The sequence below is a fragment of the Actinophytocola sp. genome (assembly GCF_050699915.1).
Taxonomy (GTDB): Bacteria; Actinomycetota; Actinomycetes; order Mycobacteriales; family Pseudonocardiaceae; genus Actinophytocola.
Window position 1 is genome coordinate 1 of sequence record NZ_JBOHGA010000071.1, and the last position, 21,670, is coordinate 21,670.

A 21,670-nucleotide genomic window follows, 5' to 3' on the forward strand; every position below is an offset into this window, starting at 1 on the left:
GGCCTGGGTGCACCGGCCGCCGCGCTCGCACTCGACCGGCGCGCCGGGACGGCCCTCGCCGCCGGCCGCCGCCGGATCGCTACCGGGACGCTGACGCTGCTCGACGCGTCCGCGGAGCTCATCGCGTTCGGCGCGCACCACCGCCACCGCGCCGAGCTGGCGACGACCGACGCGGGCCTGACGAGATCGGCCCGGCGCGAGGCCTTCGGCGCGGGCGCGGCCACACTCGTGATCACGCTCGCCACCGGCGCCGCGGCCGTGGCCGGCACCGCCCTCGCCGCCACGGCGGTCGCGGCCGGCACGCTCGATCCGCTCCTCGCCCCGGTCTGCGCGCTGCTTCCGCTTGCGCTGGCTGAGGTCCTCGCTCCGCTCGTGCCGGCCGCCCAACACCGCGACGCCCTCCGCGCGGCCCTGTCCCGCACCCAGGTCGAAACCGCCCGCCGCCAGGTCGAGGCGGTTCCGGAGCGCACTGACGGACGTGTCGAGCTGTGTGGGGTCGACGTGGGTTGGCCTGGTGCCGAGCCGTCGTTGCGCGACGTCACGCTCGATGTCCCGGCCGGCACGCACGTCGCCGTCGTCGGTCCGTCGGGCGCCGGGAAGTCGACGTTGCTCGCGCTGCTGCTCGGCTTCCTCGAGCCCGAGCGCGGCACCGCCCGCATCCCGCGCGTCGCCGCCTGGTGTCCGCAGGAGCCGCAGCTCGTCTCGACCACCGTGCGCGAGAACCTCCGCGTCGGTGACCCCGACGCGACCGACGACCAGCTCGCCGCGGCTCTCGAACAGGCCGGCCTGGCCGACTGGGTCGACCGGCTCGACACGCGGCTCACCGGTGGCCCGGCCGCCACCTCCGGCGGCGAGGCCCAGCGGCTGGCCCTGGCCCGCGCCCTCCTGGCCGCCCCGCGCGCGAACGTCGTTCTGCTCGACGAGCCCACCGCGCACCTCGACGCGACGACCGCGGACACGGTGCTTCAGGCGATCCGCGAGCTCCCCACGACCGTCATCCACGTGACGCACCGCGCGGACGAGGCTGTACAAGCCGACCTGATCGTGGAGATCGCACACAACCGGGTGCACTCGGTGCGAATGGACCATTCGCACCCCCAGGGGTCCCCCGGTGAAGACGTTACCGAAGGGGGGCGACAAGGTTCGGGGGCCGCGGTGGGGACCGCGCTAGCGTGAGCATGACGATGGAGCCCGACCTGGCCGCCCGCGCGCTCGGCGCGGCAACCGAGATCGCCACGGCGGCGTTGTCCGGGGACGACCCGGAGGCGGTGCTGCGGCTCGTCGTGCGTCGGGCTGCCGACCTCGCCGGCGCCGACCTCGGGCTCGTCATGGCTCGCGGTGACGACGGGTCGCTCACCGTCGAGGCCGCACACGGCGCTCCGACCGTGCCGGCCACCGAACCGGTCGGGCTGGTGCTCTCCGCGCGCAGCGCCGCCGCCCGGGTCGCGCGCGGTGGCGTCGCCATCGTCGTCGACGACGTGTGGACCGACCCCCGCACCGCGCCGTTCGTGCCCCGCGAGCTGCGCCGGTACGGGCCGTTCGCCGCCGCCCCGTTCGGCACCGCGCAGCGCCGGCTCGGCGCGCTCACCGTCTACCGCCACCGCGGCGCCAAGCCGTTCGAGGCCACCGCGATCGACCTGCTCACCGCGTTCGCCGCGCAGGCCGGCCTCGTCCTCGTCCTCGCCGAGGGCGCCACCGCCCGCGCCCGCGTCGGTCTCTACCAGGAGCGCGAGCGCATCGCCCGCGATCTGCACGACGTGATCGTCCAGCGGCTCTACGCCGCCGGCATGCAGCTCGACCTCCTCGCTCGCCGGCCGACCCGCAAGCTCGCCCGCAAGGACGCGACCCGGCTCGCCGAGGCCGTCGACCAGCTCGACGCCTCCATCGCCGACGTGCGCTCGGTCGTCCGCGCCCTGCGCAACGCCGACCCGACCGACACCGGCGCCGACCTCGCCGAGTCCGTTCGCGGCGAGGTCGCGATCGCCGGCGAGCTGCTCGGCTTCGAGCCCGAGCTGCGCATCGACGGCGACCTGCACGACGTCCCCGCCGACCTCGCCGACCACACCCGCGCCGCGCTCCGCGAGACGCTGTCCAATGTGGTCAGACACTCCGGCGCCCATCACGTGACAGTCCACATCGGACGCAACGGTGAGCTGCGGCTGACCGTCGCCGACGACGGCTGCGGCATCCCCGAGGGCGTCACCCATCGCGGCCTCCAGCACCTCGAGGAGCGCGCCGAACAGGCCGGCGGCCGCTGCGAGATCGACTCCTCCTCGCGCACCGGCACCACGGTCACCTGGACCGTGCCGCTGGGGTAGGGCTAGCCCCACCTCGTTTCCGCTGGTCCACCCCAATGTGTTCGCGGTCCGCGGGGACGACTGTGGAGTCGTGCGACAGACGACTGACACGACCACAGACATGACCACGGACGTCGTGAGGCTGACCGACGTGCGCAAGACCTACGGCGGCCGGCGCACCAGCGTCGTCGCGCTTGACGGGGTGAGCATCGGCTTCGGCCGGGCCACCTTCACCGCGGTGATGGGCCCGTCCGGCTCCGGCAAGAGCACGCTCCTGCACATGGCCGCCGGCCTCGACCGCCCGACCGGCGGCTCGGTCGCGGTGGAGGACCAGGACCTCCGCGAACTGTCCGAAGTGGAGCTGACCCGGCTGCGCCGCGAGCGGATCGGCTTCGTCTTCCAGGCCTTCAACCTGCTGCCGGCGCTGACCGTGCAGGACAACGTGACGCTCCCGCTGCGGCTGTCCGGCCGCCGTCCCAAGGCGGAGCTCGTGCGCCGGGTCATCGAGCAGGTCGGGCTCGGCGACCGGCGCAAGCACCTGCCCGGCGAGCTGTCCGGCGGCCAGCAGCAACGCGTCGCGATCGCCCGGGCGCTGGTCACCCGGCCCGCGGTGATCTTCGCCGACGAGCCGACCGGCGCGCTGGACACCCGCACCGCCCGCGACGTGCTCGGGCTGCTCCGCGGCGCCGTCGACCACGCCGGGCAGACCGTCGTGATGGTCACCCACGACCCGGTCGCCGCCTCCTACGCCGACCGCGTGGTGTTCCTCGCCGACGGCGCGCTCGTCGGCGAGCTGACCGACCCGACCGCCGAAGCGGTCGCCGAGCGGATGACCCACCTCGGCGCATGGGCCGAGCGCGAGCCGACGGGAGTCCGGTGATGTTGCGGGTCGCCCTGCGCACGCTGCGCTTCCGCAAGGGCGCGTTCGTCGCGACATTCCTCGCGATGACCTTCGGCGCGCTGATCGTGATGGCCTGCGGCGGCCTGATGGAGACCGGCATCCGCACCGACGTGCCGGCCCAGCGGCTGGCGGCCGCGCCGCTCGTGGTCACCGGCGACCAGACCTACCAGCTGCCCAAGCAGAACCCCGACGACCCCGAGGAGGACACCGAGTCCGGTGCGCTGCCCGAGCGGGTCCGGCTCGACACCGGCCTCGTCGCGAAGATCGAGTCGGTGCCCGGCGTCGCGACCGCGGTCGGCGACGTGTCGTTCCCGGCCACCCTCGCCGGCGGCGAGCCGACCACCGGGCACGGCTGGGCCTCGGCCGCGCTGACGCCCTACTCGCTGCGTGCCGGCTCGGCGCCCGGACCGGGCGAGGTCGTCCTCGATGCCGCCGGCGGCCACCGGGTCGGCGACCGGGTGGAGATCGTCGCCAACGCGCGGACCTCGACGTTCGCCGTCTCCGGCCTGACCGCCTCGCCCGACGCGTTCTTCGCCGACGCCGACGTCGACCGGCTCGCCGGGCACCCCGGCCGGGTCGACGTCATCGGCGTGCTGCCCGAGCCCGGCGCCGACCTCGACGCCGTCGTCCAGGGCGTCGGCGAGGCCGTGACCGGCGCGCCGGCCGTGCTGCTGACCGGCGACGACCGGGGCATCGCCGAGCACTTCGAGGCCGGCCAGTCGAGCGAGAACCTGATCGTGCTCTCCGCGGTGTTCGGCGGGATCGCGATCAGCGTGGCGCTGTTCGTCGTGGCCACCACGCTCGGCCTGTCCATCCAGCAGCGGCAGCGCGAGCTCGCCCTGCTGCGCGCGATCGGCACGACGCCCGGTCAGCTGCGCCGGATGGTGCTCGGCGAGTCGGTGTTCATGTCGGTGTTCGCCACGACTCTCGGCGGCCTGCTCGGCATCCCGTTCGGACAGTGGCTGTTCGAACGGCTGGCGGGTGCCGGTCTGGTCCCGGCGGCGATGGAGTTCCGCGTCGGCTGGATCCCGATGGTCGTCGCGGTCGGCTCGTCTCTGCTGATCTCGCTCGCCGCCGCGTTCGTCGCCGCTCGCCGCGCGGCCCGCACCCGGCCGACCGAGGCACTCGCCGAGGCGTCGATCCAGCGGCGGTGGCTGTCCGCGGTCCGGCTCATCCTCGCGATCTTGAGCTTCGGCGGCGGGATCGCGCTGTTCATCGTGACGATCGCGGTGATGACGGGGCCGATCGCAGCCAGCACGGCCGGCCCGTCGGTGCTGCTCTGGGCGATCGGGCTCGCGCTCATCGCCCCGGGCATCACCCGGGTCATGCTCGCCGTGCTGCGCTGGCCGGTGCGCGCGGTGAGCGGCACCGCCGGGTACCTCGCGACGCTGAACGCGCGCACGCGGAAGGTGCGGATGGCCGCGGTGATCACGCCGATCATGCTCGCCACCGGGATCGCGACCGCGAACATCTACCTGCAGACCACGCAGGTCGCCGTCGCCAACGAGGCCTACGCGGAGAACCTGCGGGCCGACCTGGTGCTCAGCTCCTCGACCGGTGGTCTTACGCCGGCCCTCGTCGACGAGGTGCGGCAGGTGCCCGGGGTCGCGGCGGCTTCGGAGTTCGCGAGCTCCACCGGGTACGTCGCCGCGCCGCGCGACTCATCGCAGAGCGAGGACGGCTGGCTGATCCAGGGCGTGAGCGCCGACGGGGCGGCGCAGACCACCGCCGTCGAGCTGACCGCTGGCCGGCTCGCCGACCTGCGCGGCGATACCGTGGCGCTGCCAGCCGAGCACGCGGCCGCACTCGACCGGGGCGTGGGCGACACCATCACCATGCGGATGGGCGACGGCGAACCGGTCGACGTGCGGATCGTCGGCCTGTACCCGGGTCGCGAGGGCTTCCAGACCGTGCTGATGCCGGCGACGCTGGTCGCCGCGCACACCACGTCCGGCCTGCCGGCGCAGATCATGGTGCGCGCCGAGCCCGGCACGTCCACCGATGCGCTGGCCCGGTCGCTGTCGACCCTGGTCGCGGACCAGCCCGGCGTCGCGGTCGCCGACCGCGACGTGCTGACCGCGGCCTACGCCGAGGAGCAGGAGATCGGCGCCTGGATCAACTACCTGATGGCCGGCATGATCATCGCGTACACCGCCATCTCGGTGGTCAACAGCCAGGTGATGGCCACCTCGGCGCGGCGACGCGAGTTCGGCCTGCAGCGGCTCACCGGGTCCACCCGCGGCCAGGTGCTTCGGATGATGCTCGTCGAGGCCGGCATGGTCTCGCTGATCGGCATCCTGCTCGGCACCATCGTGTCCGCCACGAGCCTGGTCCCGTTCACCCTGGTCACCGACGGCTCGTTGCTGCCACACGGCCCGATCTGGATCTACCTGGGCGTGATCGGCACGGCGCTGGCGCTGACAGTGGTGTCCACGCTGCTGACCACCTGGGTCACGCTGCGGCCCCGCCCCGCGGAGGCCACCGTCGCACCAGCGTGATCGCCGGGAAGGGTTGGGGCGTCGCAGGTTCCCACTCGCGGCGCCCCAACCGCCCGCCGAAGGAGGCCGCCCCGGTCGCTGCCCGGCGTGGCTCGCCCGGCGCCGGCATCGCTCGATGTCTGCCAGGGCGCGTCGGCGAGTTGCTCCGGCGGCACTCAGCCCGGAGTCGACCCTCGCCGCCTCTTGCGGCGACCATGTCGGCAGCGCGCCCCTCGATGAGTGATTCCTATTGGATCTTGTGCGGTGTGGTGGCCGGACATGCAAGAGGAGGGTGTTCAAGATCAGTTTGTGACGACCGACCTGGACACCCTCCTGACCGCACTGTACGTGTTCTGTGATGACCACCTGACACCGCCCGAGCAGCGGCGGCCCGGGCGACGCAAGAAGCTCTCCGACGCCGAACTGCTCTGCCTGGCGGTCGCCCAGGTGCTGCTGGGATTCCCGTCCCAGCAGCACTGGCTGCGGTTCGCCGACGGCCGACTCGGGCACCTGTTCCCTTACCTGCCGCACCAGCCCGGCTACCACAAGCGGCTGGTCGCGGCCACGCCAAGCTTTACCTCGTCACCACCTTGGCCGGCATGCCCGTCGTATGGTGTTTGGCCGACCCCAAGCCCGGTGAACGCGAGGTCGCCGCCGAGCTGCTCGGCCATGCCCAGGACCGCCACGCCCTGCCCACCGACGTGGCGCTGATCGGCGACAAGGGCTCGCTGGCCGCGAATTCCACCGCGACATGACCGAACTCGGCATCACGTTCGTGCGACCACCACCGGAATCCTGGCCCGCATCGCCCAACGCATCCTGGCCCTCGCCGCCGCGATCTGGCACAACTGGGCCATCAACGCACCCGTCAACGCTTCTTGATCGCCTATGACCGCTGAAGACCCAAGAATCAATCATCTCGGCGGCACAGAAGTCCGCCGAGCGATCCTTAGTCGAGCCTGCTGATCACGCGATCGGACGTTCTCGCGGCGCCGCGATCCGGGTCCTTCGAACGGGTCGAGACCGTGCCCGCGCCACACCGGCCGCAGGGTGTGCGGGTACGGCCTACCCGCACGGGCCATCCGCGCCGAACTCCGCCGCGGTGTGGCGTCAGCTCTCCCGCGGGCGACGGGCGATCCATGCGACGGCCTGCGTTCGGCGCTCCATGCCGAGCTTCGCGAGCACCGAGGTCACGTAGTTCTTCACCGTCTTCTCCGCGAGGAACAGCCGCTCCGCGATCTGCCGGTTCGTCAGGCCCTCGCCCATCAGCTCGAGCACCCGCCGCTCCCGGTCGGTCAGCGCCGACAGCTCGTCGCTCTGGGCCGAGCGGCGCATGCGCTCGAGCACCCGCGCCGTCGTCACCGGATCCAGCAGCGACCGGCCGGCCGCGACCTCGCGCACCGCGTCCACCAGGTCCTGCCCGCGCACCTGCTTGAGCAGGTACCCCGATGCGCCGGCCATGATCGCCTCGACCAGGGCCTGCTCGTCGTCGAACGCGGTCAGCACCAGGCAACGCGGCGCCGGGTCCCGTTCCCGCAGCGTCCGGCACAACGAGACTCCGTCGCCGTCCGGCAGCCGCATGTCGACCACCACCACGTCCGGCGAGGTCGCGCCGATCCGGGTCAGCGCCTCGTCGACGCCGCCCGCCTCGGCGACCACCTCGATCCCCGGCTCACCGTCCAGCAGGTCACGCAGCCCGCGCCGCACCACCTCGTGGTCGTCGACGAGCGCCACCCGCACCGGCATGCGTGCAGCCTATTGCGTGGACACCTCCATGAGCCGGTGCAGCTTGCCCACCGCCGCACGGTTTCCGTCGATCTCGATCGCGTCGTTCCCGGCCCGCCGCCACAGCCAGCGCAGCATCGCGTCCTCGGACCCGCGCAGCACGACGTCCGCGTCTGCGGACGCCCGCTCCACGGTCACCACGTCCGGCCCGAGCTGCACCAGCCAGCTGTCCGACCCCGTGTCGAGGCGCACCGTGTCCCCGTCGCAGCCGGCCATGTACTCGCGCAGGTCGTCGGGGTACTCGGTGGTCTCGTAGGCGAGGAAGCACACCAGCACCTCGTCGATGCCGTCCGCCGCCAGGTCGGCCGGGATGGGTAAGGGCTCGACGCCGGCCGCGAGCTCGGCGTCGACGCGGTGGATCGCGGTCTCCTGCGCCATCCGCCGGATCCACCAGCCGACCGTCTGCGGCGAGCGGTACCAGCTCACCGCCGGCTCGGCCGGGTCGTGCGCGGCGAACTCCGCGGTCAGCTCGCCGTAGGCGCGGTCGAGCGCCGCCAGCGGGTCGGCGCCCAGGTCGGGCGGCCACGGCTTCGGGTCCTCGCCGCGGCGGATGGTCTCCGTCTTGTGCAGGTACACCGTGGCCACATGGTTCGTCAGGTCGGCGCCGGTCCAGTCCGGACAGCTGGGCACGGTCTCGCCCAACGCGCCGGCCACCACCTCGCGGAGGCGCCGGTAGTCGGCGTCGAGGCAGGTGAGGAATCGCTTCTCGTCCACGCCGCGGACTCAACCACGGCCCACCGACAAATCGAACTAGAGCTTGCGCAGCCGGACTCGCTTGGTCCGATGGTCGGCGTCCTTGCGCAGCACCAGGGTCGCGCGCGGGCGCGTCGGCAGGATGTTGAGCAGCAGGTTCGGCTCGTTGGTCTCCTGCCACAGCCGGGTCGCCTCCGCCCGGGCCTCGTCGTCGGACAGCGAGGCGTAGTGGTGGAAGTGCGAGCTCGGGTCGGCGAATGCCGTGTCCCGCAGCGCGAGGAACCGCTCGACGTACCAGGTGGCGACGTCCTCGGTGCGCGCGTCGACGTAGATCGAGAAGTCGAACAGGTCCGCCACCGTCAGGCCCTGCCCGGGCAGCAGGACGTTCAGCCCCTCGACGATGAGGATGTCCGGCTTGCGCACGACCTTCACCTCGCCGGGCACGATGTCGTACGCCAGATGCGAGTAGACCGGCGCCCTGACCTCGGGCGCGCCCGACTTCACGTCCGAGACGAACCTGAGCAGCGCGCGCCGGTCGTAGCTCTCCGGGAACCCCTTGCGGTGCATGATGCCGCGCCGGGTCAGCTCGTTCTTGGTGAGCAGGAAGCCGTCCGTGGTCACCAGGTCCACGTGTGGGTGATCGGGCCAGCGGGCCAGCAGGGTGCGCAGCAGCCGGGCCGTCGTGGACTTGCCCACCGCCACGCTGCCCGCGACACCGATCACGAACGGCACCTTCGGGGCCTGTTCCTCGCCCTCGCCGAGGAACGACGTGGTCGCCTCGTACAGCCGCTGCCGGGCCGCCACCTGCAGGCTGATCAGGCGCGACAGCGGCAGGTAGACGTCCACGACCTCCTCGAGGTCGACCGGGTCGCCGAGGCCGCGCAGCGCGACCAGCTCGTCGAGCGTCAGCGTCAGCGGAGTGGCCCGGCGCAGCTCGCGCCACTGCTCCCGGCGCAGCTCGACGTAGGGGCTCAGGTCGCGGCCGGGACGCACCGGCCGCACGTGGGGCGCCCGCATGAACCAAACGTAAGGTGTCCTGGCTGTTCGGGCACTGTGAGCCCGTACACGCTCAGGCGTCGCTCAGTCGCCGGTCGAGGCATCGTCGTTCCCCCGCCCCAGCGAGCGCGTCCGGCCACGGCGACTTTCTCGAATGCGCGGAAGGTCGAGATGAATTTATCGCCATAAATGCATGGATGCGGCGTCGAAAAAGGGAGCCGGGCCGGGCTCCCTTTTTCGAGATCAGCAGTTCACTAATTCCGGACTCTGGTTGAGTAGCTGGGACCGCGGGCTGATGAACTCGCCGTACTCCCGGTGGGCCGCCGGGTCGAACAGCGCGAGCCGGTGGCAGTTCTGGAACGCGAGCCGAACGTTGAAGTGCCGCTCGACGGCCGCGCGCATCGAATCGCTGCCGACCAGGCGCAACAGCTGCCCGCGGGCCGTCTCGTCCGGCGGCTCGGTCTGGTTGTCGGCGAAGGGTGCACCCCCAGCCGCGAGCCGCTCGGCGACGTCCGTGACGACCGACCAGGCGTAGGGCAGCGAGTCACGAATGCACGCGATGAAATCGTCGTCGGACACCGGGCCGCGCTGCGCCTTCTCGAGCAACGCGGGGGAAACCGTTAACGACATTCGACCTCCTAGCTAGGAATCCGGTCGTCACTCAGCTAACCCGCCGCGCGGCATTTTGGCGACCACCCAACGTGTGAATTTCCCCGAGGAATTCCGTCACCCCAGGTGGCCACCGCTGCCACCCGGGCCGGGTGCGAGTGCGACCGAACTACGACCGCGTGGGGTCGAACACCTCGTCCCACGCGGCCATCACCTGTCGGGCGCACGTCTCCGGCGACACGCCGCCGACGCCGGTGCCCAGGCCAGGCAGCGCGACCGTGCGGATCACCGTGCGCACCGGCCGGTCGTCCTCCAGCCGGCCGTCGTGCCACAGCCGGAACACCGCCCGGGCCGCGAGGTAGGGATGCACGGTGTCCGGCGGCAGGACCGTGCCGGGCTCGCGCATCGTCGGCGCGCTGATCAGCCAGGCCGGCGACTCGGCGTCGGTCGGCACGATCAGCGCCTGACCCACCGGCAGTTCGCCGCCGTGATAGGCCAGCACGGCGCTGCGCACGTGCTGCTCGACCGACGGAAACGTCTGCGCGTACACGGCGTCGATCCCGCCCCGCATCCAGCCGTACGAGTTCGCCGGGCTCACGACCGCCTGGGCGTCGACGTCCAGCACCGAGCCGCGATGCACCCACACATCGCGGCGATCCGCAACGGCGTCCGCCCACGCCCGCGCGAGCGGCTCGTCCACCGCGCAGAGCACCAACGCCAATCGTCCGGTCGCGAGTTCCGAGCTCTCTGCCTCCGAATCGGCGGTCACGGCTCCAGCATCGCACTTCGTGGCACGGCGCGTAACCGCATCCGGGGTGACAGGTAAATCGACGGGCCGCCGCGAGCCCGCCACAGTCGATGACCGAGCGACCCGCTGACGAGCGCGAACCCATTGGCGGGCAAGCGACTCGCGGTGCGCACCGGTTTATGGGTTCGCGCCCGGCCCGCCCCGCGGTTTCGAAGGATTCGCGTGACGTTTACCTGTACGAGCCGACCGAGATCGCGCCGTTCGGCTGGTCGCGTTGCGCCGATCGGGCGGGACCGAAGGGCCGTAGGGTTTACGCCGTGTCGACCATCGCCTACTTCGGACCGCAGGGCACCTTCACCGAGCAGGCCGCGCGGACCTACGCGCGACCGGCCGACTCACTGGTGCCCGTCGCCACCGTGACGCTCGCGCTGGCCGCGGTCCGCGCGGGGGACGCCGACCTCGCCTGCGTGCCGGTCGAGAACTCCGTCGAGGGCGCGGTCTCCGCCACGATGGACGCGCTCGCCGTCGACGACCCGCTGGTCGCGGTCGCCGAGGTGGTCCTGCCGGTGCGGTTCTCCGTGCTCGTCCGCCCCGGTCTCGCGGCCGCCGACGTGCGCACGGTCGCGAGCCACCCGCACGCGCTCGCCCAGGTCCAGGGCTGGCTCGCCGAGCACCTCGGCCAGGCCACCCAGGCGGCGTCCAACTCCACGGCGTCCGCCGCGGTCGGCGTCGCCGCGGGCGACTGGGACGCCGCGATCACCGCGCCGGTCGCCGCCTCGCACTACCCGCTCGACGTGCTCGCCACCGGCGTCGCCGACCTCGACGGTGCGGTCACCAGGTTCCTGCTGCTGCGCCGGCCCGGCGAGCTGCCGCCACCGACCGGCTCGGACCGCACCTCGATCGTCGCCGTGGCCGCCGCGGAGCGCACCGGCGTGCTCGCCGAGATGCTCACCGAGCTCGCGCTGCGCGGCATCAACCTGAGCCGCATCGAGTCTCGCCCGCAGAAGGGCCGGCTCGGTCAGTACCGCTTCTACCTGGACTTCGACGGCCACGTGGCCGAGCAGCGGGTCGGCGACGCGCTCGCCGCGCTGCACCGCCGCTGCCTGCAGCTGCGCTTCCTCGGCTCCTACCCCAAGGCCGAGCCGGGCGCGTCCTCGGTCGGCGCGACACCCGGCCACACCGACGCCGACTACGCGGCCGCCGCCCGGTGGCTGTCCGGGGTCATGGGCGGCACGACCGGCTGACTCAGAGGTCCCCGCACAGCTCTTTTGCCCGCTCGACCGCAGCCGCGGCCTTCTCGAAGTCGAACTGTTGGATCGCCGGGTGAATGTCCTGCAGGGCCTCGGCCAGCGGCTTGAGGTCGGGGTTCTGCTCGGCGAACGACGGGCCGACCTCGGCCACGGCCCACCGGCGGTAGTCCTCCTCCGACATCTGCGACATCGCCTTCGCGCTGGTCGGTACCGGCGTGCGTGCGATGACCCCGCACACGGCCTCGGCGTCTGCCTCCGCGCCGCTCGGCTCGCTCAGCGCCCAGACCGCGCCGAGCACACCGGCGCCGACCACGAGGCCGATGACGAGCCCGATGATCATCGGCACCCCGCGCCGCGGCGGTGGGTGTCCTGGTCCCGGTGTCGGCTGGACTGGTCGCGGCGCCTCAGAGCTCATGCCATCTCCTGTCACGCGAATCGGGAGCTTCCGATCTTCGCGCAACGCGTACACACGCGAGGCGTAAATCGATCCGATCTGTCGGTGGCTGGGTCTACAGTCGCCGACGCACCATCGCACCACCGTTTTTTGGGGGGAGTAGCCCATGCCAGCGTCCGACATCGCGGTGCGCGCCGAGGCCCTGGTCAAGACCTTCGGGTCCACCCGTGCCCTCGACGGCATCGACCTGGAGATACCCACCGGGACCGTGCTGGGTCTGCTGGGGCCGAATGGCGCCGGCAAGACCACCGCGGTCCGCATCCTGACCACGTTGCTGCGGCCGGACTCCGGCCGTGCCTGGATCGCCGGCCACGACGTGCTGGCCGATCCGAACGCCGTACGCCGGTCGATCGGCCTGTCCGGCCAGTACGCGGCGGTCGACGAGAACCTCACCGGCTTCGAGAACCTGTACATGGTCGGCCGGCTGTACGGCAAGAACAAGACGGACGCGCGGGCGCGCTCGCGCGAGCTGATCGGCCGCTTCCAGCTCGACGACGCCGCCGACCGGCCGGCCAAGACCTACTCGGGCGGCATGCGGCGCCGTCTCGACCTCGCCGGCGCGCTGGTCGCCGAGCCCGAGGTCGTGCTGCTCGACGAGCCGACCACCGGCCTCGACCCGCGCGGGCGGCTCGACACCTGGGACGTCATCGGCGAGCTGGTGGCCGAGGGCGCCACCGTGCTGCTCACCACCCAGTACCTGGAGGAGGCCGACCGGCTGGCCGACACGATCATGGTCATCGACCACGGCCGGGCCATCGCGAGCGGCACCTCCGACCACCTCAAGGCGCAGGTCGGCGGCGAGCGGCTGCAGATCATCGTGGCCGAGCCGACCGAGATCGAGGTCGCCACCCGAGTGTTGGCCGAGGTCGGCGCGGGCGAGCCGGACGTCAACACCCACGCCCGCGAGGTGCAGGTCCTGGTCGACGCCGGGCCGAAGTCGCTGATCGAGGCGCTGCGTCGGCTCGACGCGGAGGGCGTGGTGGTGCTGGACGTCGGCCTGCACCGCCCGACGCTCGACGACGTTTTCCTGTCGCTCACCGGCCACGCCGCGGAGGAGGAAGCATGACCGTCCTGACCCAGGGGCTCCGCGACGGCGGCATCGTCGCGTGGCGCAACCTGCTCAACGTCCGGCGCAACGCCGACTGGCTGTTCGCCGCCGTCATCCAGCCGATCATGTTCGTGCTGCTGTTCGCGTACGTGTTCGGCGGCGCGCTCGGCGGGGAGGCCTACCGCGAGTTCCTGATCGCCGGCATCTTCGTGCAGACCACGGCGTTCAACTCCGCGTTCACCGTCATCGGCCTGTGCAACGACCTGCAGAAGGGGATCATCGACCGGTTCCGGTCGCTGCCCATGTCCCGGCTCGCCGTCCTGCTCGGCCGGACCGTGTCCGACCTCGCGGTCAGCGCGATGGCGCTGCTGATCATGTCGTTGTGCGGGCTGCTGGTCGGCTGGCGCATCCGCGGCAGCTTCCTCGACGCGGTCGCCGCCTTCCTGTTGTTGCTGCTGTTCGGCTTCGCGATGTCGTGGATCGGCGCGCTGATCGGGCTGTCGGTGCCGAGCGTCGAGGTGGCGCAGAGCGCCGGGATCGTCTGGCTGTTCCCGGTCACGTTCATCTCCTCGGCGTTCGTCGGCGCCGGCACGATGCCCGGCCCACTCAAGGCGATCGCGGAGTGGAACCCGTTCACGGCGGTGATCCAGGCCGTGCGCGACCTGTTCGGCAACGCGGCACCGCCGGGCATGACACCGACACCGGGCTGGCCGGCGGACAACGCGCTGCTCTACGCCGTCCTCACGTCGGTCGCGATCCTGGCGGTGTTCGTCCCGCTGTCGGTGGCCAAGTACCGCCGCGTGGCGAGCAAGTAGTCGAAGGCTAGGCCACCACGGCCGACTTCGGGTCGGTCGGCAGGCGGTCGAGCGTGAAGCCGAAGTAGGTGCGGTAGGCGTCCAGGAGGGCGTCGTCGCCGGAGATCGTCGACTCCGTGCGCTCGCCGGCCACCGTCGTGATCAGGCGGTCGCCGGCGAGCGTCAGCCGGCCCTCGGGCGTCAGGCGCGAGCACGCGACCGATTTCGTGAAATGCGACTCCGGCGAGGTCTGCTGCCACCAGCAGGTCGGCCCGAAGTCCGCGAGCTCCCGCGGTCGCGACTCCATGCGGTACTGCGGCTCGCCGTCCTTCAGTACGTCGACGTCCCCGTCCGGCGCGTCCACCACGAGGAAATCGCCGCCCGGGTCGGCCTGCGCCTCCGGCCAGTCCGGCCGCAGCGGGTAGCTCGAGTGCGTGCCGAACCCGACGTCGACCAGGTACCGCTCGGCGAGGTCGACCCGCAGCGCGAGGTGGTCGAACGGGTGCGTGAACTCGCCGTCCGGCGTGTGGACCCGCGCGGACAGCAGCGACACCCGGAACCCGAGCGCGCGCAGCAGTCCGGCGAACAAACCGTTCAGCTCGTAACAGAACCCACCGCGGCGGCGGTCGATGATCTTGTCGACCAGTGCGGCCTCGTCGAGCACGATCGGCTCGCCCAGGTGGATGCTGAGGTTCTCGAACGGCACCGTCCGCAGGTGGCGCAGGTGCAGGTCTCGCAAAACCTCGATCGTCGGCTCGCCGGGCATCGGCGCGCCGATCCGCTCCAGGTAGCGCCGCACGGTCAGATCGTCCATGCCACGAGCGTGCCCGCTCGACCTAGGTGGAGGTCAAGGGCTCCGTGGATACACGTGGACAGGTACCGAAACGGCCACAATCGGCCGCCTCGAACGGGAAGGTTTCCTCCCGTTGGACACTTTCGCCGCAACTATTGACGACGTCTTGCTGGTTGGCACTAATTGGTCCATCGCCAGCAAGAGCAATCGGTGAAAGTTTCATATGACGCTCGGGGAAACGGTGCGAGGTGGCTGAATTGACCTGATGACCCGTCGGCGCTGCCGGGTCGCTGGAGCGCCGTCCGCTGCCCTCGGGACGTGGCAGCACATGGAGGCGGGAGGTGCGGGCATCATGGGTATCTGGGTTGTTGTTTCGTTCGTCGGGTTCGTAGTTGTCTTCATCGCGAGGTTCCTGGTCGGCAGGAACCGGGTTCGCGAGCTCGACCGGGACTTCTCTCTCGAGCTGTCCTGCTCGCGAGAGCGGGCCCTGGTCGTGGCCGCCGGTGCCGCGCGAGGCGTGATGTGGCAGCCCGAGTACACCGAGAACGGCCTCTACACACGGCACATCTTCGCGCGCAACGTCATCCAGGTGGCGATCTCCGACCACCCGGGCAAGCCGGGCCGGTGCACGGCGAAGGTGTGGACGCGGGTTCGTCTGGCCGACGACGGCGTGTTCTTCCTGCGCGCCAGGTCGTACCTGGACACCAAGCGCAAGCGGGACAAGATCATCCGCATGCTGTCGGCCTACCGGTCGACGACGAGCGGTCGCGACGCCACCATCGGCTGACGACCTCGACAAACGGTCACCGACACCGGTCGGTGACCGTTTGTTGTTGTCCGGGCGCGGGTAGTCCTGGTTAGCGAGCAACCTGGGGACGGGACCGTACGTCCTCTCAGTGCAGGCATCCAGCGGTTTCGGGGCCAGGTCTGGAGGCGAGACACATGCTGCGAAACAGGATGAGCCGAGTCGCGTTGTTGTGCGGCGGCGTCGCGATCGTGCTGGTCGTGACGGGCTGTCAGACGGGGGACGACAACGCGCAGAGTCCCGACGTCCCGTCCATCTCCGAGGCGGCCGACTCGCCGCCGTCCACCTCGCCCGAGGCGCCGGCCGAGTCGGCGACCGCCGCGCCGTCGAAGGGCTCACCGCCGGTCGACGGCACGCCACAGTCGCCGGCGGAGAAGCCCGCGGCGAGCAACCCGAACGAGTGCAAGGTCGCGGACCTGAAGCTCGGCCTCGGCCGCGGCGACGCGGCGGCCGGCACGGTCTACCGCGAGCTGCGCTTCACCAACAAGGGCACTCGCACGTGCACGATCCAGGGCTTCCCTGGTGTGTCCTATGTGGCCGGCGGGGACGGGCACCAGGTCGGCGAGGCCGCGTACCGCGAGGGCGCCAAGGGCCCGGCGATCAGCCTGACGCCCGGCATGACGGTCATCGCGCCGGTCGGCTTCGTGCAGGTGGGCAACTACGACCCGGCGGCGTGCAAGCCGACGTCGGTGCGCGGGCTGCGGGTGTACCCGCCGCACGAGTACGACTCGATGTACGTGGCCGCGCCGGGCACCGGCTGTGCCGGCAACCCGCCGGGCAACCAGCTGACGGTCAGCACGATTCAGCGTTAGTTCATCAGGCCTGTTCGCCAGGCCCAGGCGGCGACCTCGACGCGGTTGCGGGCACCGATCTTCGCCTGCACCGCGGCGAGGTGCGTCTTGACCGTGGACAGCGACAGGTAGAGCTCGGCGCCGATCTCGGTGTTGGTGAGCCCGCGGGCGGCCGCCTTCACCACGTCGATCTCCCGGCCGGTCAGCGGCTCGTCGGGCGCGTCGACCGCGGCCGGCGCCGGGTTCGTCGCCGCGAAGTGGCGCAGCAGGCGCACGGTGATCTGTGGCGACACCAGCGCGTCGCCGCGGTCGGCCGCGCGGATCGCTTCCAGCAGCAGCGCAGGGCCGGCGTCCTTGAGCAGGAAACCGTTGGCGCCGTTGGACAGCGCGGCGTTGACGTACTCGTCGAGGTCGAACGTGGTGACCACGACGACCTTGAGCGGGTCGGCCACGCCCGGCCCGGCGAGCGTCCTGGTCACCTCGAGTCCGTCCATGCCCGGCATGCGGATGTCGAGCAGGCACACGTCCGGTCGCAGCTCGCGCGCCTTGGTCACCGCGGAGATCCCGTCCGCGACGTCCGCCACGACCTCGATGTCGTCCTGGGTCTCCAGGATCATCCGGAAGCCGGCGCGCACCATCTCCTGGTCGTCGGCGATCAGTACCCGGATCATGCCCCCTCTTTCCGCAGCGGCAGCCACGCCTCGACCGTCCAGCCGACGTAGCCGCTCGGCCCGGCCTCGAACCGACCGCTGAGCAGCTCCACCCGCTCGCGCATGCCGACCAGACCGTAGCCGCCGGATCCGCCGGCCGGGTTGGCCGGGCGCTGCGCACCGTCGTCGGTGACCCGGATGTGCAGCTCCTCGTCGGCTGCCCGGACCCGGACGCGCACGTCGGTGGCGCCAGGCGCGTGCTTGCCGACGTTGGTCAGCGACTCCTGCACCAGCCGCAGCACGGACCGGCCGGCCTCGTGCGGCAGCTGCTCGGGCAGGTCGAGCTCGAGCGCGACCGGCGGCCCGATGAAGTTCTCCGCCAGCGAGCGGATGTCCGCGTCGAGGTCGGTCGTGGCCTGGCCGGTCGCGTCCGCCGAGCCCGCGGTCCACGCGGCGGTCCCCTCGCGCAGGCTGCCGACCAGCGTGCGCATGGCGGTCAGCGCCTCGGTGCCGCTGCGCTCGATCCGCTCCAGCGCGGGCACGGCCGCGTCCGGGTTCCGGTCCGACACGAGCAGGGCCGCCTGCGCCTGCACGACGATGCCGGTGACGTGGTGCGCGACGACGTCGTGCAGCTCGCGGGCCAGCGCCATCCGCTCGCCCTGCTGCGCCGAGGTCACCGCGGCCCGCACGGTCTGGTTTCGCTCCCGGTCCCGCGCCCGGAAGTACCACCCGGTGGCCACCGAGACGATCAGCAGCAGGCCGAGCAGCAGCGTGACGGTGGCGTCGGTGACCTCACCCAGGAGGGCGAGGAGGCCGAGCATGTTGCTCACGGCGAGCGCGGCGGTCGCTCCGGCCGCTTGGCGCACCGGCAGGTAGCGCACCGCGTAGGCGATCATCGCCATGCTCGCGGCGACCGCGGTGAACGGCAGCGGAAGAGAGCCGCGGCCCAGCCCCGTCCCGCCGATGACCAGCGGTGCCAGGCCGATCGCGGCCGCGCCGAACAGCGCGTAGCGCAGCGGGGCCTTCGGTGCGAAGAACGCGCAGACGCCGGCGACCGCGGAGCCGGTCAGCATGAGCACCCCGCCGTAGCCGACCTCGCTCGCCTCGAGGAGCAACAGCAGGGCGAGCGCCGCGGCGAGCGGCCACTGGCGGCGGATCAGCGCGTCGGTCGGGGTGACCACCCGCGTGGAGCTGACCCGCCGCAGGTAGGAGCCGATCGCGATGGACAGCAGCAGCACGCAGAGGCCGAACACCAGCGAGCGGTACATGTCGAAGCTGAACGGGTCGGGGACCGCGCAGTACACGCCGGCGCACGGGTCGCCCCGGATGACCATCGCGAACAGTGCCGCGAAGACCAGCGCGGTGACGCAGCCGACCGCCGCCCACGGCGCGGCCCGCCAGATCACGAGCACGACCAGCGCCGAGCCGGCGACGAGTTCGGAGAGCACGATGCCCTGGATGCCGAGCGACACCGGGATCCCGTCGGTGAGGCGGATGACCAGCGTCGAGCCGACGAGGACCGCCGAGCCCGCCAGCGCGCCGACGACCGGCCGGCTTAGCGCGGCGTAGGCACACACGCAGAGCGCGAAGGCGCCCGGCAGCGCCGGCAGGCCCACGGTCAGGCCGTCGCGCGTGCCGGCCAGCGTGAGGTCGACCAGCAGCGAGGCACCGAGCAACGCGGCCAGCCAGCGATGCGGCACCGGGATCGGTGTCATGCGAACGAAGGTATTGGACCCGATCCCGCACCGCCTCGGCCGTGTGGCGGGCGAGGGTCGGCCGATCGGCCAGTGGCCGTTCACTGCGCGGTGGCCGGTCGGCCGGCAGCCGGTGCCTGGTTGGCCGATCCGCCCCGGGGGTGCCTCGGACGAGGCTGTGACCAGGACGTTTTACCGGAGGTGGGAAGAATGCTGCAGGCAATCCTGGTCTGGATCGGGGCCGTGCTGGCGATCGTCGTACTGCTCCTGATGGCCCTCGGCCCGGTCATCGTCGAGGTCGACTCGTGGTGGTACGCCCGCCGCCATCGTCGTCGCGCACGGAAGGCGCGGAAGGCCTCGACGCGGATGGCCGCTCGGGAGCCGACTCGCCGCCCTCAGCCGGTCGGGTGACCGGCCGCTCAGAACAGCGCGATGAGCACCAGAATCACGACGACGGCGATGACGATCGGCACGACCGGCACCCCGCGGCGGGGACTGCGCCGGTAGTGGCTCCGCACCCAGGTGCTCCGGGAGAAGAGCCCGGTACGACGACGGTGTCCACGAACCCAAGCCATCCACTCCAATCTCAGCCTCTTCGCGAATTCCCAGGCTGAGTGGGGCGGAAACGTCGTACTGGTCGATCAGTTGGTCGGCGGCCGACGGCCCGGCGCGGTGGCGGCCGGCCACGACCGTCGCGCCCCGGTCATGGTCGGCCGCGTGGCTCCTAGCGCGCTGCCGGGATGGCCGGCCGCAGGGACCGCCGCAGTCGGCTGAGCGCCCGGTGCTGGGCGACCCGCACCGCGTCCGGCGTGGTGCCGACGGCCTCCGCGGTCTCCTGAGCCGACATGCCCATCACCACTCGCATGATCAGGATCTCGCGCTGGCGGGGGAGCAGCGTGCGCAGCAGGCCGCCGGTGTGTTCGACGAGCTCGCGGCGCAGCGCGATCTGCTCGGGGCTCTCCTCGACGTCGGGCAGGTCCGGCGTCTCCGCGGTCGGCAGCGAGCGGTCCCGCGCGGCCGCGCGGTGGACGTCGGCCACCTTGTGAGCGGCCACGCCGAACACGAACGACAGGAACGGCCGGCCGAGGTGGCGGTAGGTCGGCAGTGCCCGGTACACCGCGAGGCAGACTTCCTGCGCGACGTCGTCAGGGGAGTTGAGCGGCCGCACCCGGCCGAGTTTGCCGCGGCAGTAGCGCACCATGATCGGGCGCAGGTAGGTCAGCAGCTCGTGCGTCGCGACCGGGTCGCCGGCCGAGGCGGCAACGGCGACCGCGTCGACGTTACCCCGCGTGACAGGCCGCGACCATGCCGACGGGACGGGCTGGCTGGCCAGTTCGGCCTCGAGATCGGCGAACGACACGTCCGGCTCGGCAGTGCACAACATCGCGCCTCCATGAGGGTGACCCCGCGGTTGTGGTCACACCAAGAGAGCACGATCGGGGACCGCAAATACGTCGAGGACGAACTTGCGGCCCCCCGGAACGAACTTGTTGCCCAATTGGGCATAAGCGCTGAACGGGACGTGTTTCGTTGGTTACTGTCAGCGCCCGGGAACGAAAATGTCCTGCCGGACGAGATGGTGGTCCGAGACGTCGTTTAGCCGCGCGAGCGGCGAGTCGGAGGTCGGCCAGAAGACCGCGCCGTGAAGCGGGACCAGACCCCGCGACGGGAGCACGTAGTCGACGCGGAGGTTGCCCGGCGCCACGTCGTTGAAGTCGGCCGTGTCGAAGAACGGGTTGCTACGGTGCGTGAGGTTCGCGCCACCCTGCTCCTCGGCCGCGCGGTAGCCGCCGGCGCTGCCCGGCTTGGGGTCGATGACCCGCGGCGCGTCCAGCAGCTGGTCGATCGCGCCGGGCACGCTGTCACCGTCGAGTGGGTCGGAGTTGTTGTCGCCGGCGACAACGAACCGCTCGCCCTTGCCGAGACCGCCGCGCCTGCCCTCGTCGTCGTAGATGTAGCGGCCCTTGCCCGGGGTCACGTAGTCCGCCCAGAAGCGGATCTCGTCGTGGTTGCGGGTGCCGTTGCGGTCCTCGGGGCCGTCGAACGTGGGCGGGGTCGGGTGCGAGACCAGGAAGTGCACGGTCGACCGGCCGACGCGGATCGGCAGGTCCCAGTGCGACTTCGACGACAGCCGGAACACGTCGAGGATCTCCGGCGAGTACCAGTCCTTGGGCGCCGGCGTGGCGGGGTCGTCCGGAAGCATCGCGCCGGGCATGTCCGCCCACCGGAAGTTCTGGAACGTGCGCGCGGCGCGGGTGGCGATCGGGTACTTCGACAGCACGAGCATGCCGAACTGGCCCTCGAACAGACCGAAGCCGAAGGCGTCGTCGCCGGTGTCGGTGCGGCCGTCGCGGTTGAGGTCGAAGCCGGTAGGCACGCCGGTGTTGGACGGCGCGACGAACGCGTACGGGTAGTCGATCGGCCGGGCGCCGTTCTGGCCGCGCTCGAGGTAGTTCTCCCGGAACAGGTCCGCGGCGACGTTGTCCGGCACGTAGTCGAACTCGTTGATCAGCAGGACGTCCGGCCGGTTGCGTTGGATCACCTCGGCGGCCTCGCGAGCCTGCGGGTTGTCCGGAGTGGACAGATCGGTGACCAGCTGGCCCGCGGCCGTCCGGTTGAGGGATGCGTTGAAGGTCGCGAACCGGACCGGGTCGTGCCGGTCCCCGTGCTTCTCGGGGGCCGCCTGCGCCGCTGGCACGGCCACCACGCCCGCGGCCAGCGCCAACGCCGGCAGTAACAACAGCCGTCGACTTCGTTTCATGATCTACCTCCAGGGTCGGCGCGCCACCCTGGCATGCCGTGGCCACGAGCGGGTGATGCCCGAGTGAACACCGCGCGAGCGACATCGACTATCCGCCATAGGTTGGAATCCGGCGGGCGCTTCG

The 21,670-nt window shown here is 71.8% G+C and carries 21 protein-coding genes and 1 pseudogene; 11 read left to right on the forward strand and 11 right to left on the reverse strand.

Annotation, left to right across the window (positions count from 1 at the left end):
* From ACRDSK_RS15080 to ACRDSK_RS15100, 5 genes and pseudogenes are all read left to right on the forward strand, one after another.
* Positions 1 to 1,176 (forward strand): ATP-binding cassette domain-containing protein (locus ACRDSK_RS15080; RefSeq protein ID WP_431441437.1); only part of this gene is annotated, 1,176 nt, incomplete at its 5' end.
* 8 nt (positions 1,177 to 1,184) lie between these two features.
* Positions 1,185 to 2,318: a histidine kinase gene (locus ACRDSK_RS15085; protein WP_431441482.1), complete on the forward strand. Its 1,134-nt coding sequence runs from the start codon at positions 1,185 to 1,187 to the stop codon at positions 2,316 to 2,318.
* A gap of 100 nt (positions 2,319 to 2,418) precedes the next feature.
* Positions 2,419 to 3,177 (forward strand): ABC transporter ATP-binding protein, encoded by a 759-nt coding sequence (locus ACRDSK_RS15090; RefSeq protein WP_431441439.1) that lies wholly within the window; start codon positions 2,419 to 2,421, stop codon positions 3,175 to 3,177.
* Entirely contained in the window at positions 3,177 to 5,696 is a 2,520-nt protein-coding gene (locus ACRDSK_RS15095) for an FtsX-like permease family protein (RefSeq protein WP_431441440.1), read from the forward strand. Before ACRDSK_RS15090 ends, ACRDSK_RS15095 begins: the two co-directional genes overlap by 1 nt.
* A 258-nt stretch (positions 5,697 to 5,954) precedes the next feature.
* Positions 5,955 to 6,574, forward strand: a pseudogene (locus ACRDSK_RS15100) (hypothetical protein).
* A gap of 211 nt (positions 6,575 to 6,785) precedes the next feature.
* Here ACRDSK_RS15100 and ACRDSK_RS15105 read toward each other — a convergent pair.
* The 5 genes from ACRDSK_RS15105 to ACRDSK_RS15125 all read right to left on the reverse strand — a co-directional run bounded on the left by ACRDSK_RS15105 (position 6,786) and on the right by ACRDSK_RS15125 (position 10,527).
* Positions 6,786 to 7,421: a response regulator gene (locus ACRDSK_RS15105; RefSeq protein WP_431441442.1), complete on the reverse strand. Its 636-nt coding sequence runs from the start codon at positions 7,419 to 7,421 to the stop codon at positions 6,786 to 6,788.
* A 9-nt stretch (positions 7,422 to 7,430) separates the two neighbouring features.
* Complete coding sequence (locus ACRDSK_RS15110) at positions 7,431 to 8,174, reverse strand: maleylpyruvate isomerase family mycothiol-dependent enzyme (RefSeq protein ID WP_431441444.1); 744 nt, start codon at positions 8,172 to 8,174, stop codon at positions 7,431 to 7,433.
* 36 nt (positions 8,175 to 8,210) lie between these two features.
* Positions 8,211 to 9,170, reverse strand: coding sequence for a type I pantothenate kinase (gene coaA, locus ACRDSK_RS15115; RefSeq protein WP_431441446.1), 960 nt, complete (start codon positions 9,168 to 9,170; stop codon positions 8,211 to 8,213).
* A gap of 222 nt (positions 9,171 to 9,392) precedes the next feature.
* Positions 9,393 to 9,779, reverse strand: a complete 387-nt coding sequence (locus ACRDSK_RS15120) for an SCO5389 family protein (RefSeq protein ID WP_431441448.1) — start codon at positions 9,777 to 9,779, stop codon at positions 9,393 to 9,395.
* Between the two features lie 148 nt (positions 9,780 to 9,927).
* Positions 9,928 to 10,527, reverse strand: a complete 600-nt coding sequence (locus ACRDSK_RS15125; protein WP_431441450.1) for a macro domain-containing protein — start codon at positions 10,525 to 10,527, stop codon at positions 9,928 to 9,930.
* A gap of 296 nt (positions 10,528 to 10,823) precedes the next feature.
* Here ACRDSK_RS15125 and pheA point away from each other — a divergent pair, with 296 nt between their 5' ends.
* On the forward strand, positions 10,824 to 11,750 hold the full coding sequence (gene pheA / locus ACRDSK_RS15130) for a prephenate dehydratase (protein ID WP_431441452.1): 927 nt from the start codon (positions 10,824 to 10,826) through the stop codon (positions 11,748 to 11,750).
* A 1-nt stretch (position 11,751) separates the two neighbouring features.
* Here the strand turns inward: pheA and ACRDSK_RS15135 are convergent, their stop codons facing one another.
* Positions 11,752 to 12,171, reverse strand: coding sequence for a hypothetical protein (locus ACRDSK_RS15135; protein WP_431441454.1), 420 nt, complete (start codon positions 12,169 to 12,171; stop codon positions 11,752 to 11,754).
* A 145-nt stretch (positions 12,172 to 12,316) separates the two neighbouring features.
* On the opposite strand from ACRDSK_RS15135, the gene ACRDSK_RS15140 reads away from it, so the two are divergent.
* On the forward strand, positions 12,317 to 13,276 hold the full coding sequence (locus tag ACRDSK_RS15140) for an ATP-binding cassette domain-containing protein (protein WP_431441456.1): 960 nt from the start codon (positions 12,317 to 12,319) through the stop codon (positions 13,274 to 13,276).
* Positions 13,273 to 14,073, forward strand: coding sequence for an ABC transporter permease (locus ACRDSK_RS15145; protein ID WP_431441457.1), 801 nt, complete (start codon positions 13,273 to 13,275; stop codon positions 14,071 to 14,073). Before ACRDSK_RS15140 ends, ACRDSK_RS15145 begins: the two co-directional genes overlap by 4 nt.
* Positions 14,074 to 14,080: 7 nt before the next feature.
* On the opposite strand, the gene ACRDSK_RS15150 is transcribed toward ACRDSK_RS15145, so the two are convergent.
* On the reverse strand, positions 14,081 to 14,857 hold the full coding sequence (locus ACRDSK_RS15150; RefSeq protein ID WP_431441484.1) for an arylamine N-acetyltransferase family protein: 777 nt from the start codon (positions 14,855 to 14,857) through the stop codon (positions 14,081 to 14,083).
* A 340-nt stretch (positions 14,858 to 15,197) separates the two neighbouring features.
* On the opposite strand from ACRDSK_RS15150, the gene ACRDSK_RS15155 reads away from it, so the two are divergent.
* Entirely contained in the window at positions 15,198 to 15,632 is a 435-nt protein-coding gene (locus ACRDSK_RS15155; RefSeq protein ID WP_431441459.1) for a hypothetical protein, read from the forward strand.
* A 155-nt stretch (positions 15,633 to 15,787) separates the two neighbouring features.
* Positions 15,788 to 16,462, forward strand: a complete 675-nt coding sequence (locus ACRDSK_RS15160; RefSeq protein ID WP_431441460.1) for a DUF4232 domain-containing protein — start codon at positions 15,788 to 15,790, stop codon at positions 16,460 to 16,462.
* Here the strand turns inward: ACRDSK_RS15160 and ACRDSK_RS15165 are convergent.
* Positions 16,459 to 17,112, reverse strand: coding sequence for a response regulator (locus ACRDSK_RS15165; protein ID WP_431441462.1), 654 nt, complete (start codon positions 17,110 to 17,112; stop codon positions 16,459 to 16,461). The genes ACRDSK_RS15160 and ACRDSK_RS15165 overlap by 4 nt on opposite strands.
* The gene (locus ACRDSK_RS15170) at positions 17,109 to 18,806 is read right to left on the reverse strand and encodes a sensor histidine kinase (RefSeq protein ID WP_431441464.1); all 1,698 of its coding nucleotides are present in this window, start codon (positions 18,804 to 18,806) and stop codon (positions 17,109 to 17,111) included. Before ACRDSK_RS15170 ends, ACRDSK_RS15165 begins: the two co-directional genes overlap by 4 nt.
* Before the next feature lie 189 nt (positions 18,807 to 18,995).
* Here ACRDSK_RS15170 and ACRDSK_RS15175 point away from each other — a divergent pair, with 189 nt between their 5' ends.
* Entirely contained in the window at positions 18,996 to 19,196 is a 201-nt protein-coding gene (locus tag ACRDSK_RS15175; RefSeq protein WP_431441466.1) for a hypothetical protein, read from the forward strand.
* A gap of 313 nt (positions 19,197 to 19,509) precedes the next feature.
* Here ACRDSK_RS15175 and shbA read toward each other — a convergent pair whose 3' ends face one another.
* A complete protein-coding gene (shbA, locus tag ACRDSK_RS15180) occupies positions 19,510 to 20,169 on the reverse strand; it encodes an RNA polymerase sigma factor ShbA (RefSeq protein ID WP_431441468.1) in 660 nt (219 codons plus the stop codon).
* 156 nt (positions 20,170 to 20,325) lie between these two features.
* Positions 20,326 to 21,546: an endonuclease/exonuclease/phosphatase family protein gene (locus ACRDSK_RS15185; RefSeq protein ID WP_431441470.1), complete on the reverse strand. Its 1,221-nt coding sequence runs from the start codon at positions 21,544 to 21,546 to the stop codon at positions 20,326 to 20,328.
* Between the last annotated feature and the right edge of the window lie 124 nt (positions 21,547 to 21,670).